A 14,799-nucleotide genomic window follows, 5' to 3' on the forward strand; every position below is an offset into this window, starting at 1 on the left:
TTAATAAGGATCTCGGCACGTTGCAAAACCCTTCATGAAAATGTTATGGACCGTGTTAGCGTTCAGTTCGTTAACCTTCGATTAACGATGACAGGGTCTTAGGGTGAAAAACCGGAGAGATTCTTTACTAATTGTTCAGAATTGGAAACACATGTTTCATCACAAGCAAATTGTCTGATTTTCAATTTTTAGCACTTTATTACATTAATCTTCCATCTTATTACATTTTCACCTGCTACTATTGTAATTTTTTCTAAAATTATGTAACTTGTTGATAGATAGTTTGTTGATGGATATTTATTTATCCATTACTCCCCATTTATCAACAATTTAATTAACATTTTTCGAAAAACACTTAGTATAGGAGGTATATCATGGAAAGTCTAAAATTTGAAATTGGAAAGGTTTCTCTGCATCAATTAAACAGTGTCAAGGACGCATTAAATGAAATAACAAATATCAACGATTGGCAGATTGCCCCTTATGTGGATGGATATTTGCTTTCTGTAAAGGGCATCAATATTGTAAGTTATTCCATATTAAAATCCATTACTGCACTGGGGATAAATGCAGAACAACTTTATGAAGAATAGGTTCTTCAGTACGAGCTTGAGTCAAGGGATTCCCTTGACTTTTTTCGTTTAATTGGATTGGGCTGTAGGTGTTAGATTGTTTGCTAGTGTTTCTTAGTTAAATGCTCTACCTAGTTAATAGTATACACATTTAGTTTTTTCCTTAAGATCCTTCGGATGGTATGTATCCTCGTTTTTATTGTTCCTTCTTTAATATCCATTGTCTCCGCGATTTCATAGTATTTAAATCCTTCTAGGTACATACTTATTATCTCATAATTTTCCGCTGATAAAGACTTGATTGACTTTTCGATATCGCCTAAAACAAACCTTGATTCAGCATTGTTTTTCGAACTTCGATTTTCCCCAGTATAGGTGAGTTCTTTTTCTGCGGTTCTGTATAAATTAAGGCGTCTATATTTATTCAAATAGATATTTTTCATGATCACATATAACCAAGCAACTATTTTAGGGTGATTGATAAATTTTTCAATTGATTTCAGGGAGCGGATAAAAGTTTCTTGAACCAGCTCCTCCTTTTCGTTTTGATCTGTAGTGAAGTTATTAGCCAACCGATTTAAAATTGGTGAATTCTGCACAATCACATCATTAATTAGATTTTTCATGATTGAATGTTATATGTTATGTAACATTATAACGTATTGTTTATGAGCATGTTTTGCGCTGTTGGGTACATTATGACAAAACAGGTATTAAAATTTATTTCAGGTATTAATCTCTTGCTTGATCTGAAATTTAAAAACTTGAATTTATAGGATTGTACGGTTTCGAACTGTTAATTTCCACTCAACACGAAAGTTGAAGGGATTAGGATTCTTTTGTTACACTTAAATTTGTAGCGAAATTGCGACAAATACCTGAAATCAGTTAAAAAGTACTGAATTGTCTTTAATTCAAGCATGCCCCAAGCTGATAGCGATTAATTTTAGTTAATTTTAATAGCTTAATTAAAAAGTTAACTAAGTATTGCCGATGAAATATAAAGTTGATTTAGAAAGATAGAGTTCTTAATAAATTAATGTAAATAAGTAAACTAATTAAAGTACAAAAAGAAAAGGTTAATTAGTCATGCTCACTACAAGAAAAGATTCATTTCACAATTCTGTTAACAATAAAAGATATACACTCCTCCAAGAAGATTGTAAAAGTGATTTTTTGTGCTTTGATGTCTTCTTTAAGGAAGGGCCCTTTGCAATTCTTGTTTTAGACAAGAACTTTCATGTTATACGTGTTAATGGGCGATTTGATTACATATTTGGGTTAAAAGGAAAGGAGTTAATATCTAGAGATATTTTTGAGTTTTTAAACTCAGAAGATGCATATAGATTAAAGGGGATTTTTGAAAATAGAGATGAGTCCAGAAAACCATTGTTGGTCAATCTGAGATTCAAGAAAAACAGAAGTTCCTTCCTAAAAATTGAAACCTTTATTAAAAAATATATCAATCAGTTCCAGGACCCGCATTATTGCATGCTCCTTTTTGATAAGAAATTTTATCCCCACCATCATTGGGTGGAACTGAAAAAAGAAGTGTTTCAGGCCATTGTTGATACCCAAGAACAAGAAAGATATAGGATAGGAACCCAGTTACATGATAGTGTAGCCCAAACCCTATATGCCATAAAATTAAACCTTCAGCACCTTGAAAAGGATAATGTCGGTAGTAAAAATGAAATGCAGAACATTAAACTGATGTTGAACGATGCTATTGCGCAAATACGGAATATCTCAATCGACTTGGTTCCTGCTGTCCTCCATGATTTTGGACTCAAGGCTGCAATCCAGTTTATGGTTAACCGAATTGATATGTCGGATTTCAAAATTACCACTGTCATTACCAAGAAAGTTGAGGAGGTAGAACAAGAAGTTAAGTTAGTGATCTACAGAATCGTCCAAGAACTATTGAATAATTGCCTGAAACATTCCAATGCAAATAAAGTCGCAGTAAAAGTAGGAATGAATGAAAATAAAATTCAAATAATGGTTAAGGACAATGGTGTTGGCTTTTCTGAGGAGTTAGCAAATAGCATGAAAAAAGGAATTGGATTGAGGAGTATTAAAAATAGAATTGATTTATATCAAGGTGAAATAGAAATTTTGGAATTAAAAAAAGGAACCGCAGTGGACATAACTTTAAACGTATTTTAAAAAATGGGCGAAATTAAGATACTTTTAGCTGAAGATCATTTAGTGGTTAGAAATGGTATTAAGCTGCTTTTGAATTCCCAAACAAATTTTAATGTAGTGGCCGATGTCAGTAACGGCATGGACGCCCTGCAAACATTAAGTTCAGATTTAGAGGTCGATATTGTCATAACTGACCTCGGTATGAACAATCTTGACGGTTTACAGCTTATTCAAGAAGTTTCCGCAAAACACCCCCATATAAAGGTCATAGTACTGACTATGCTGGACTGTGAACAGCATATGTTCAAGGCTTTTGAATATGGTGCAAAAGGCTATTTGGTTAAAAATGTGGGTTCGGACGAACTTATTTTTTGTATCAATCACGTGGCTCAGGGCGGGAAGTACCTATGCGAAGAGCTAGCTATTGGATTTATCAATTCAGGTATTGAAAAAAACAGGAGCAAAGACCTCGAGTTTGATCCGGTAGCACTTGATCTGACATCCAGGGAATTGGAAGTGTTGGAACTCTTAGGTGAAGGCCTCACAAACCTAGAAATCTCTAAAAAATTGTTCTTATCTAAACGTACCGTTGAAGGACATAGGCAAAACCTAATTGATAAAACAAAATCTAAGAATACACCCGCACTGATTAAATATGCCGTTCTTAACGGCTTGATTCAATAATTTCTAAACTTTATCAAGGTTCGATTTGTTCTTCCATTGAATATGTCGAACCTTGATCAATATAATAAAAAACGTGATTTCTCCCAGACAGCCGAACCCCAGGCAAAAAAGGAAAAAATCAAATCTGCAGGCCAGCATTTTGTCGTTCAGAGGCACCATGCCAGTAGGCTACATTATGACTTCAGACTAGAAATCGATGGCGCACTGAAGAGTTGGGCGGTGCCAAAAGGACCTTCCCTAAATCCTAAGGACAAACGATTGGCTGTTCAGGTCGAAGATCATCCATTAAGCTATGGCTCTTTTGAAGGCCATATTCCCAAGGGAAATTATGGCGCCGGTACAGTTAGTATCTTTGATGAAGGAACTTATGTCCCCTTGGAAGCAGCGTCGGATAAGGATTTCCTAAAGCAATGGAAAAATGGAAACATCAAGTTTACCTTGAAAGGGAAAATCCTGAAAGGTGATTTTGCTCTCGTCAGAATGAATGGAGCAGATTCCGACAATTGGCTTTTGATCAAACATAAAGATGAATTCTCTTCGGATAAACCCTTTGACGCGGAAAAGTTGGTCAGTGATTCCGTTAAGGCTGAAGGGAAAGACTTTAAGAAAAAATCGGCCAAAGCTAATTCTGGAACTGTAAAAAAAAAGTCCCAAAGCATCGAGGATAAACAGCTGAAACCCATGCTCGCAAAATTAAGCCAATCCATTCCTGATTCCCACGACTGGCTATTTGAGAAGAAATTTGACGGTTTTCGCTCGCTTTATTATGCTTTGGACAGCACAAAGAAATTAATCTCAAGAAATGGAAATCTCCTGAACAAGAAATTCCCCAGTATTCTCAACGATCTCGAAAACCTAAGCAGACCTTGCGTCCTTGATGGTGAGATCGTGATTGAAAATAAACAGGGAATATCCCAATTTCAATACCTTCAGTCTGGAGAACCTATACAAAATAACCTTCAACTCTATTATTATGTCTTTGATATCCTGTATCTGGATGATGTAGACCTGAAATCTTATGCTTTAACAGAAAGGAAAGAAATACTAAGGCTTCTGATTTCCAAATATAAATTCCAACATATTAAATTGGTTGAGGAAATAATCCCCGAACATCAAGACCTCTTAGCCTATGTTAGGGAGCAAAAATGGGAAGGGATTATTGCTAAGCTTAAGGATAGCACCTATGATATGGGCCAGAGGAGTGGGAAATGGCTTAAGATAAAAATCCGAAATACCCAGGAAGCTATTATCTGCGGATTCACTAAACCTGAAGGTTCTCGGTCTTATTTTGGTGCATTAGTTTTAGGGATCAAGTCTGGAGGTCAATTCAAATATATCGGCAATTGTGGTACTGGGTTTAATGAGGAACTGTTAAAATCGCTTTCTACTTTATTTAAGCCCTTACAGACCCAGACCAAACCCTTTTCAAAGGCTGAAAAAATAGCCAAAGAGAAAGATGTCACTTGGTTAAGGCCTCAATTGGTTTGCGATGTTTATTTTTCGGAATGGACCTTGGACGAACATCTGCGTCATCCGGTTTTCAAAGGTATCCGAGATGATAAGTCCGCCGAAGAAACTACCAAGGAAGAACCTGCAAACGAAGTGTCAAGAAAGGAAAATAAGATCATGGACAAAGAACTTAAATTTGGAAAAAAAACGGTCAAATTGACCAATCTAGATAAACTCTATTGGCCGACAGAAAAAATCAGCAAAGGAGATCTTTTAGATTATTATGAAAAGATTGGTGATTATATATTACCCTACTTGAAGGATAAACCTATTTCCATGAATAGGTTCCCTAATGGAATCGATAAAGAGAGCTTCTTCCAAAAAGATGTTGACCCTAATAAAATCCCAGCTTGGCTCAAGACGACCGAAGTGTTTTCTGAAAGTACATCTAAGACCATTGACTATCTTTTATGTAATGATCTGCCAAGCCTACTCTATATCGTGAACCTCGGATCTATCGAAATAAATCCATGGCTTTCTACCTACAAAAAGCCTGAAAAACCGCAATATGCTGTTTTGGATTTAGATCCAAATGGCGCAGATTGGGAAGATACCATCGATGTAGCCCTAAGCTGCAAGGAAATTTTGGACAGAGGAAATATTCCTGGTTTTATAAAGACCTCTGGGTCCAGTGGATTACATATCTTTATGAATGTTGCAGGTAAGTATGACTACCAAGTCGTCAGGGATTTTATCCAATTTATTGCTGAATTGGTTCATCAAATGCATCCTGAAACGACCAGCTTGGTTCGGGATCCTAAAAAAAGAAAAGGCTTAATCTATCTCGATTATCTCCAAAATAAAGAAGGCCAGACTATAGTAGCACCGTATTCAGTTCGTCCCAAGCCTAATGCTACAGTCAGTACACCCATTCTTTGGGAAGAAGTGAATTATGACCTTTCTATTCAAGACTTCCATATTTTCAATGTCTATGGTCGAGCCAGCAGCATTGAGGATCCCTGGAAAGACCTCAATAGCAGTAAAGTCGATATAAAACAGGCCCTGTCTAAATTTTAAGCCAAACTGGCCTTTAATTTTTCCAATAGGTCGGTAGCTTTGGTATTTTCCACATTGATCTTTCGGATGGTAGCGCGTTTGCCTTTGCTCTTCTGATTGATGATTTTCATTAATTCCTTGGAATATTCATTTTTGAAAGCGGAGATATCAAATTCCTTACTATTCATTTTGATGAGCTGAAGAGCCATATCCATCTCCTGTTTAGAGATTTTGCTGGAAGGTGTTTTTAACTCTTCCGTATCCCTAATTTCTTCCTCAAACCGGAGTTTGTTGAGTAAGAGAATGTTCTTGTATGGTTTAATGATCGCTAGGTTTTCTACACTTCGCATAACAAAGGTCCCTAAACCTGCCATTTTACTTTTTTCCAAGGCCTGTAATAATAATTGATAAGCTTTTTCCCCTGATTTTTGAGGCTCCAAATAGTATGGAGTGTCAAAATATATACTGTCGATTTCTTGCAGTTTGACGAAGGTTTGCAAATTGATCATTTTGTTCTTTTCGGGCATAGCTTCCTCAAAGTCGGCATCTTCCAAAACCACATATTTATCCTTCAATAAATACCCCTTTACGATATTGTCCCAACTTACTTCCTTACCCGTATCTTCATTCACCCTCTTGTATTTGATATTTGCGTGATCTTTGCGGTCTAACATATCTAAATCAAGACTGCTGCTTTGCATGGCTGAAAAAATCTTGATAGGGATATTTACTAATCCAAACCCAATGGCTCCTGTCCAAATAGCTTTCATACGATGTTTTTATTTTAATAAACAATCTTTAGGAAATATAGTTCAGTGCTTCTCACTGAACGATTTTAAGCTTCGATTGTTCTCGATGAATAAAAAGGATTATTTATTGTTTTATGATGAAGATAAATGAAGAAAAATTAAACAGGATTGGAGAATACCTCCAATCAAAAAAATTAAAACTATCCTTGGCAGAAAGTATGCCTGCTGGCTTTTTTACTAGTATATGGAGTTTGCAGACCGAAGCTGGGGAATATCTTGAGGGTTCAGTTGTCTGTTTCAGTGAAAAAGTAAAAACCCATGTTTTAAAAGTCCCTAAAAATCTTCTTGAAACTTATTCGGCAGAATCCATGGAAGTAACTGAAGCCATGCTAAAGAGCATAATGGCTACCATACCTGCCGATATACACATAGCCATTACGGGCAAAGCCTATGATGTCAAGCAGACCCAAAAAAATCAGTGTGAGACTGGTGACGTCTTTCTTTCTATTTCCAATAAGGGTAAAATAATATCTAAAAAATATCATTTTTCAGAAAGCAATGCAGCCGATGTATTTATTTGTGCATTCAATGCCTGTTTAGATTTATTGGAATTAGAGTTTGAACTAACAGCTAAATAGTAACCCTTCCACCGGTTGCTGGGATTGTAGCTCCTGAAATATAGGATGCCGCATCTGAAGCAAGGAATACATATATGGGAGCAATCTCTGCGGGTTGTCCAGGTCTGCCCATAGGCGTATTGCTTCCAAATTTTTCATGGTCGGGAATCGTACTGGGAATCAATGGTGTCCAAATAGGACCTGGAGCAACGGCATTTACCCGAATGCCTGTGTTTTCCTCAAGGAATTTCTGCGCCAAGCTAGAGGTGAAGTTTTGTATGGCGGCCTTACTGGCTGCATAAGGCAACAAGGTTGGGTTAGGATCATAAGCATTCACCGAGGTCGTATTGATAATACTTCCGCCAGCAGGGATATACTTTTTTGCATATTTTACCAAATAAAACATCGCACTTAAATTTACTTCAAATGTTTTGTTCCATTCTTCCGCAGTGATATCTTCAATATCCTTATAGGTCATCTGATAGGCCGCATTGTTTATAAGGACATCTATTTTTTTAAATTCCGTGATACATTGCTCAACGAGTTTTTTACAATTGAGTTCTTCACTTAGATCAGCCTTAAATAGAATGACCTTCGAACCAGCTTGTTTAACCCATTCGGCAGTATCATAGGCATCTTCGTTCTCTATTTCATCCTTATAGGCAATGACTATATCAGCGCCTTCTCTGGCCATGGCGATGGCGATTGCCTTGCCAATACCCGAATCACCGCCAGTAATGATCACAACTTTCCCTTCCATTAATCCATGCCCAACATAGCTGTTCTCGCCATGATCGGGTAAAGGATCCATTAATTTCGTTTCCCCAGGAGGGGATTGTGGCTGTTTCTTAAATGGAGGTGCTGGATATTTTGTCTCTGGATTATTCGTTTCTTGTCCTTTCTTCTTCATAGCTTCTTCTGATTTTTTGTTGTTATGTTCCGTGAATAGAACAATTCTACCCGATAATCGTTCTGCTAAAAAACAATTCATCATGATGCAAGAAAACAGCTTATACAAGATTTTATTTGATGGAGCAAGTTCCGAATTGTTGGTCGAGATTGTTTTGAGGACTTTGATCATGTTCCTGCTGATTTTGATTATCCTTCGTATTTCTGGAAGAAGAGGGGTGAGGCAATTGACATTATTTGAAGTGGCTATTATCTTAGGCTTAGGTTCTGCAGCCGGTGACCCTATGTTTCAGGATGACCTCCCGATATTACACGCTATCCTGGTTTTTCTAACCGTTATTTTGCTTTACAAAGGGATTACCTGGTTGACAGCAAAGTTCAGTTTTGTGAACAAAATCATGGAAGGTGATCCCTTTGTCGTGGTAAGGGATGGCGAATTTGCCGTCAATGAAGAAAATATAAGCAGCTTCTCAAAAATGGAATTCTTCGCAGAGCTGAGGAATGAATCCATCGAACATCTAGGTCAAGTCCGAACAGCAGTTTTAGAAACAGATGGCAGCATGAGTATTATCCGCTTCAGTAATGAAAATATTAAGTTTGGTCTTCCACTTTTTCCAGACGATTATATTGAGATTGAACCGCTCCAGCCCGAAGAAGGTCCATTTGCCTGTATGTACTGTGGCAAGGTGATGGCAGTAGTAGGTCAAAATTTAACTTGCCCGGTATGCCAAAAAAAACGCTGGACAAAAGCTATCAATACTTTGACCCCTTAATCAATTATCGGGAAAATAGAGTTTGACCGCTGTTCCTTGATTGATCTCACTGCTTACTTCTATTTTTCCCTGAAGCTTTTCCATCATCCGCTTTACGATGAACAAACCTATTCCGTTACCGTGGAAATTACCTGCATTCGAAGCTCTATGCATATTGGAAAATATTTCGCCCATATCAGCTGTTGGTATTCCAATCCCATTATCCCTGATATAATAATAAATCCCATTTTCATCCCTTTCGCTATCAATACTCAACATAGGTTGATCTTTTTGAGAGGAATACTTGATGGCATTATTAATAAGGTTAGAAAAAACCTGATTTAAGGAGTTTGGCTCAGCATTAATGGGATGTAATTCTCCCAAATCTATTTTCAGTTCTGTTACCTGGTGAATAAATTTGGCCTCATTGATCCAATGGTTAACCTTCTCCGAAATATGAACTACCTTTTTGCCAATTTTATATGTTCTTGCCTCGCTCAAAAGAGAGGTTTTGTCGATGATCTGTGTCAAGCTGCAAAGGGCATCTTCAATCACATATAACCAGTCCTTGAAATCATTGTTTTGATCCAAATGCTTTTTACGGATATTTTCTATAGCAATCCTTGCAATGGAAATTGGGTTTTTGGCATCATGCACTAAGGTATTGGTAATCAATTCCAATTCATTATTATAATTTAAATGCTGAACATGGGATTCAATGGTTTTGAGTGCAACATTTTTCTCTGTTACATCGATAGAAGTATGTAATATAGCATAGGTCTTATTGTTCTCATCCGTTAAGGCCTTATATTCAAAATCAAAAAAACGTTTGATTGGAATTCCGTCCTTCAGGATTTCAGCCTCTTTATCTGTTGCGGTATAACTCTTTCCGCTATGCCATACATTTTCCAATATTGCTGAAAATCCACTTTCTTTGAAGGAAGGAAAAACTTCACTGAATAGTTTACCGCTAATATCCCGCTTGGCGCACCACATTTCTAACATAGCCTCATTGACAAAAGCAATACGTAAATCAGGACTATCGTATATAGCAGTCGCTAACGGAGAATAATTAAGGATTTCGTTTAAAAATTTGTAATCTTCAGGTAGCATAGAATTATTACGAATACGATTGCAAAACAATAAATTTATTGAATTTTAGGTTACTCACAAGGCAACAAGGAAGAAGGGATTCTATCTCAAATTCCGGTTAACCGTAAAATGCTGGATAGATTTTAAACCTATTTTTAAAATATTTCCTCAAGGAAAAACCCTCAAGCGGAGAGCAGGAGGGTTTTAGGAAAATGAAGGTTTTATAAATAAACGATTACTGTAATAATATCAAATCAAACTGTAGATTATGAAATCTGTTAAAAATCAGTGTTTTATAAACGGATGAAATTTCTGAAATTAATTTTTATTTCGCCGTTTTGAACGGATGCCATATACGGCATATCCCAATACTAAAACACAGATAAGGATCAAAAAAATAGTTAGTAAACTCGAATCCATTGTTTTTTCCTTTCAATTAAAATACAACTTAAATTATTTCTGAACGTCAAAAGCCCTAAAAAACCGTATTTTACTCTGTAAAAACCGTATTTATTTTCTATTTATTCGTAGAAAATAAATACAGGCAAAAGAATTGAGGTTTCTTCTGCCTGTCAATATGGAAATGGGTGTTTGAGTACTTATTAAAAATCTCTTAACTCTTTGATGTGTTGATGAGCTTCCAATTGAGTAGCAAGTTGTTGCTGCAGAATCCCTGTCAAGTCTTGATAGTCATCTAAAGTATCGCTTAAAATTTCCTTATAGGTTTCTTTGAATTCATCCTCACCTTTCTCGCAACTCTCCAAGATAGCCTGAGATATGGAAGGTGAAATGGCAGATTTGATATCCATCCAAATCCTGAAAATTTTACCGGTAAAATTACTGTCCTCTGTCGGCTCTTGCCCAAACTGCTCTAAGCAAGGGCTTAACTCAATGATAAATTGACGTGATTGCTCAATGTATTGCTGAAACAAAACCTGTAACTCCCGTAGATTCGCATCGCTTGCAATTTCTATTGCTTTCTTGTACCCTTTAATACGGTCATTGTTTATTTCAACTGCTCGATTCACTAAGTCTATTTTCTTTTCGTTATTTTCCATGGCTATATATTTTAAATATTGAACCATTTAACGTATTTCATAGTTTTAACTTTTTCATATTCAGGTATTTGTCCCTTAATTGATGTGTAAATACTGCCTATGTTTTTGATGTAATAATTTTTAATAATCTATCTTGGATTCTTTTAGCCCTTGACCCTGTGGGCATGCTTTTATTTTTTCTTATCCAGTTACTTAAACTTCCATCTTCATACAGACAGATTATTTCTGGCAGGATGTAATGCTTTAACGCTATGCCTTTACTGTTCCCCAATTCTTTGGCTACCACTTTGACGGTTTCTTGAACCTGATTTTGTCGCTGTTTTGAGTCTTCGGAATATTCGCTGTTTAAAAATATTTCTAGGCATAGATAACAGGCATTCCAAGTCCTAAAAGTTTTGCAGGTAATGTGCTGTTGATAAACATGGTATAGATATGCATTTAAATGTCCAGAATCCAATTGCTGGATTTTACGGTTACTATCTTCAAATTGAAATAATTGCTGTCCAGGTATAGCTTTTACCTTTTTCAATAATCTGGCTAAGTTTTTTGCGGTTATTTTTTTTTCTTGAGGAACACCCTTCTTACCTATATATTTAAAAAAGATCTTATTTTTATCGATGGATAGATGTCGATTTTTCAATGTAGTCAATCCAAAGGAACCGTTCTCTTTCTCATAAAATTGATTGCCAGCTCGCATGGAGGTTAGATCCATGATCTGTAGGGCCAAAGCTGTAACTTTTTGAAGGTCAATTTCTTTGCGATTTAAATCTTTCCTGATCTGTTTTTTTAATTTTCCGAGACCTTGAGCGAAGGGTAGGAGCATGGCAAATTTATCTTCCTTTCGCAGAGCTTTCCATTTGGGATGATAGATATATTGTTTTCTGCCTTTTATATCGTAACCTGTGGCCTGTAAATGACCAGTTTTATAGGGACAGATCCAAACTTTCTTCCAATTCGGAGGTATGACCAAGGATTTGATCCTAGTAAGAGTTTTATCGTCGGAAATAGGTTTTTTATTTTGGTCAACAAAGGAAAACCCTTTACCCTTTTTAATTCTTGAAAAGCCGGTAATATTACTGTCAACATACTTAAGGCCTTTAATCTTATCGATTGAACTGTGGGTAAAGGATTTTTCCATTTTTTAATTAATGATTCCGGAGAACATTAATCATTTCTCCCTTTTTTCATTAGATTGTTTTCCAGAATTATCTGTTGTTTCTGTTTTTGAATTACCATTTGACTTAGTACTTTCTTTTGACGGATCGGCTTTAATGTTGGTACTTCTGGAATCCAATGAGTTTTTGTTATGGGGATGTTTATCTACTGCTATATTTCCTTGTTTTTTCATGTTTTCCTCCATGTTCGATGTTAATTAAATAACACCTGAAAATACAATATGTTTATGTTTTAAATACTTGTTTTCCAAGGAAAATACCTACTTAAAATGAATGTAATTTATTGTGTCTAAATAAGATAGCCAAAAAGATAGATTGCTTTCTGCTCCTTGATTTTTATTGACCCCATATTCTTCCAATCCATCGAAACATGCCATGTTTTGATAATCAAATAATGCTTCTCCAGTCATATTGATACCTAAAAACCATGAAAATGCCTGAAGGACCCTTTCTGGACAATTAATGCCTGTCTCATGATGGTTCAGTTCATCATAAAGCATGATCGTACTGGAGACTTCTATAGGCTGTTGACCATAATCGCTAAGAGAACCATCCTTTTTCAGCCAACCCGTGTTGCCGATACTTGCAAAATATCCTTTTTGAAAGACGACTTGGTCCAAGTAGCAGCTGCTGTGCAAGGCAACTTTCTCAAGCTCCTTGTTTCCGAAAAAGCGCGATGCCCTTAATAAACTCAACGGAAGAATGGCATTGTCGTAGGAAATCACTTCCTCAAACCAATTCCAATTCTCATCCTGAGCAGCATGATACTCATTCATTAAAAATTGACATGAACTTTGGAGCTGTTTTTGGATTTTCTCATCTTCAGGAAATTTTTCAAGGTAATGTATAAGACCTAAGATCTGGTATGCAATGGCCCTGACTGATTCGCAGTTTTCCATATGCGGATAGGCACGATCAAATATTTCCTTGGCAATAGCATGGAAGTTGGCTATTTCCTCTCTAGAAAGTAGATAGCCTAAGGCCCATATGGTTCTCCCAAAACTGTCCTCAGAACCTATCCGCTCCAAAAAAGCATGGTCAAAGGACATAAAGTTCCTAAAGGTACCATCGGATTTTTGGGCATAATGGATAAATGATAAATAAATACTGATATACCTATTTCTGTACTTGGGTTCTAAATGATTAAATGCTTTACAAAATAATAACAGGGCCCTGCAATTATCATCCAAACAATAGCCGTGATGATAATCTGGGATATTGAATTTTGCATGCTGAATGATTCCAGTAGGTTTTGTCAAAATTTCAATGTAGGAAAAATCCACCCTTGGTACTCTCTCGAAGAAGCCCTTCAAAGTTTTCGTCATACTTGTTCTTTCCACATGATTTTTCTCCATCATGAAGTAGCGTTATGAAGAAATTAAGTTCTTAGATTTTCCAGAATCTAGGAACTTCATTGTTTTATCTTGGTTTATTATGCTCTGAATTTTTGCTTTCGGATTAAGAATGGAAGATATTAAGCTCAAATGTAGTTTCCCCACATTTATCCAAGACATGGATTTACCAAAACTTTCAGCTCGCTTTTGATAACTTTCCATCAACGATGGCTTTTCAATCAATTCATTGATGCAATTTGCCAATCCTGAAGCATCATTGAAATCAAATAGCACCCCTCTACCTTCAGCCAAAAGATCCTTGGCATACCAATATGGCGTTGAAATTACTGCCGCTCCAGCACCAAGTGCAAAGGATAGGGTCCCACTGCTCATTTGGCTTTCATTTGGATATGGCGTTACATAGATATCACAGGCTTTAAGATATTGTTGTAATGTCTCATCATTTACAAAGTGATTCACAAAAAACACCTTGCCTGAAAGATTAAGATTGCCAGCCTGTTGCATCAAACTATTCTTATAAGTATCTCCTTCCTCTTTTAATACATTTGGGTGGGTAGCACCGAGGATGATATAAACAAAATTGTCCGAACGGATTTTTGAGGTAGCTTCTATGGCAATTTCATACCCCTTGCTTCTTCCCAGTAGTCCGAATGATAGCATGACCTTTTTATCTTCCAGACCTAAAATTGATTTTGCTTCTGCCTTGCTTAACTTAAAGTTCGGGACACCATGTGGAATCAATGTAAGTCGATTGGGGTTGACATGGTAAACTGTTTCCATCATTTCAATTCCCCGCTGTGTCATGACCGTAATCTTATCACTAAGGATGCTTAATTTTTGGATGACCCTGAACTCTTGAGGATTGGGATTTTGAAGGATAGTATGCAGATTGCTGATTATTTGAAAGTTGACCCGTAGCATGAAATCCAAAATGAATTCTCCCGCCTCACCTCCGAAAATTCCGAATTCATGCTGTATTATGCAACAATCGTAGCGTTGGTTGTTTGCCCAATCTGCTGATTCTAAATAATCTATTTTTTCATTTCTTCTAATGGTCCTTTTAACCTCAGGAGGAAATGAATGTTCAGAACCGTCGGTGATAGCGATGACATCAACTTCATTGGAATTATCCATTATGGAGTTAAATAAATCATGTGTAAAAGTTGCTATTCCACATTTCCTA

The 14,799-nt window shown here is 36.4% G+C and carries 15 protein-coding genes; 6 read left to right on the forward strand and 9 right to left on the reverse strand.

Annotation, left to right across the window (positions count from 1 at the left end; all coding sequences use genetic code 11):
• Positions 1-374 precede the first annotated feature (374 nt).
• The gene (locus ACWICE_RS04545; RefSeq protein ID WP_185211676.1) at positions 375-593 is read left to right on the forward strand and encodes a hypothetical protein; all 219 of its coding nucleotides are present in this window, start codon (positions 375-377) and stop codon (positions 591-593) included.
• Positions 594-703: 110 nt separating this feature from the next.
• On the opposite strand, the gene ACWICE_RS04550 is transcribed toward ACWICE_RS04545, so the two are convergent.
• Complete coding sequence (locus ACWICE_RS04550; protein ID WP_313258486.1) at positions 704-1,198, reverse strand: RNA polymerase sigma factor; 495 nt, start codon at positions 1,196-1,198, stop codon at positions 704-706.
• Between the two features lie 550 nt (positions 1,199-1,748).
• Here ACWICE_RS04550 and ACWICE_RS04555 point away from each other — a divergent pair.
• Genes ACWICE_RS04555 through ligD form a run of 3 tightly spaced genes read left to right on the forward strand, consistent with a single transcriptional unit; the run spans position 1,749 to position 5,930 of the window.
• Positions 1,749-2,741, forward strand: coding sequence for a sensor histidine kinase (locus ACWICE_RS04555; RefSeq protein WP_313258483.1), 993 nt, complete (start codon positions 1,749-1,751; stop codon positions 2,739-2,741).
• Positions 2,742-2,744: 3 nt separating this feature from the next.
• The gene (locus ACWICE_RS04560; RefSeq protein ID WP_454297734.1) at positions 2,745-3,404 is read left to right on the forward strand and encodes a response regulator; all 660 of its coding nucleotides are present in this window, start codon (positions 2,745-2,747) and stop codon (positions 3,402-3,404) included.
• A 42-nt stretch (positions 3,405-3,446) separates the two neighbouring features.
• Positions 3,447-5,930: a DNA ligase D gene (gene ligD, locus ACWICE_RS04565; protein ID WP_454297735.1), complete on the forward strand. Its 2,484-nt coding sequence runs from the start codon at positions 3,447-3,449 to the stop codon at positions 5,928-5,930.
• On the opposite strand, the gene ku is transcribed toward ligD, so the two are convergent.
• Entirely contained in the window at positions 5,927-6,679 is a 753-nt protein-coding gene (gene ku, locus ACWICE_RS04570; RefSeq protein ID WP_454297736.1) for a non-homologous end joining protein Ku, read from the reverse strand. The two genes, ligD and ku, sit on opposite strands and share 4 nt — an antisense overlap.
• Before the next feature lie 113 nt (positions 6,680-6,792).
• Here ku and ACWICE_RS04575 point away from each other — a divergent pair, with 113 nt between their 5' ends.
• Positions 6,793-7,296 (forward strand): CinA family protein, encoded by a 504-nt coding sequence (locus ACWICE_RS04575; RefSeq protein ID WP_254529142.1) that lies wholly within the window; start codon positions 6,793-6,795, stop codon positions 7,294-7,296.
• Here the strand turns inward: ACWICE_RS04575 and ACWICE_RS04580 are convergent.
• Positions 7,289-8,185, reverse strand: a complete 897-nt coding sequence (locus ACWICE_RS04580; RefSeq protein ID WP_185211683.1) for an SDR family oxidoreductase — start codon at positions 8,183-8,185, stop codon at positions 7,289-7,291. The two genes, ACWICE_RS04575 and ACWICE_RS04580, sit on opposite strands and share 8 nt — an antisense overlap.
• A gap of 82 nt (positions 8,186-8,267) precedes the next feature.
• Here ACWICE_RS04580 and ACWICE_RS04585 point away from each other — a divergent pair, with 82 nt between their 5' ends.
• Positions 8,268-8,957 carry a DUF421 domain-containing protein gene (locus ACWICE_RS04585; RefSeq protein WP_237235549.1) on the forward strand — a complete coding sequence of 230 codons (690 nt, stop codon included), beginning with the start codon at positions 8,268-8,270 and terminating at the stop codon, positions 8,955-8,957.
• On the opposite strand, the gene ACWICE_RS04590 is transcribed toward ACWICE_RS04585, so the two are convergent.
• The 6 genes from ACWICE_RS04590 to ACWICE_RS04615 form a co-directional block, all read right to left on the reverse strand.
• Positions 8,958-10,049, reverse strand: coding sequence for a sensor histidine kinase (locus ACWICE_RS04590; protein ID WP_313258470.1), 1,092 nt, complete (start codon positions 10,047-10,049; stop codon positions 8,958-8,960).
• Between the two features lie 581 nt (positions 10,050-10,630).
• Complete coding sequence (locus ACWICE_RS04595; RefSeq protein ID WP_454297737.1) at positions 10,631-11,086, reverse strand: ferritin-like domain-containing protein; 456 nt, start codon at positions 11,084-11,086, stop codon at positions 10,631-10,633.
• 97 nt (positions 11,087-11,183) lie between these two features.
• Complete coding sequence (locus tag ACWICE_RS04600; protein ID WP_454297738.1) at positions 11,184-12,224, reverse strand: DNA topoisomerase IB; 1,041 nt, start codon at positions 12,222-12,224, stop codon at positions 11,184-11,186.
• Positions 12,225-12,254: 30 nt separating this feature from the next.
• A complete protein-coding gene (locus tag ACWICE_RS04605) occupies positions 12,255-12,446 on the reverse strand; it encodes a hypothetical protein (RefSeq protein ID WP_454297739.1) in 192 nt (63 codons plus the stop codon).
• A 75-nt stretch (positions 12,447-12,521) separates the two neighbouring features.
• Entirely contained in the window at positions 12,522-13,619 is a 1,098-nt protein-coding gene (locus ACWICE_RS04610; protein WP_454297740.1) for a hypothetical protein, read from the reverse strand.
• A 9-nt stretch (positions 13,620-13,628) separates the two neighbouring features.
• Positions 13,629-14,750 carry a glycosyltransferase gene (locus ACWICE_RS04615; protein WP_454297741.1) on the reverse strand — a complete coding sequence of 374 codons (1,122 nt, stop codon included), beginning with the start codon at positions 14,748-14,750 and terminating at the stop codon, positions 13,629-13,631.
• Positions 14,751-14,799: the final 49 nt, after the last annotated feature.

The sequence above is a fragment of the Sphingobacterium sp. NPDC055346 genome (genome assembly GCF_053645235.1).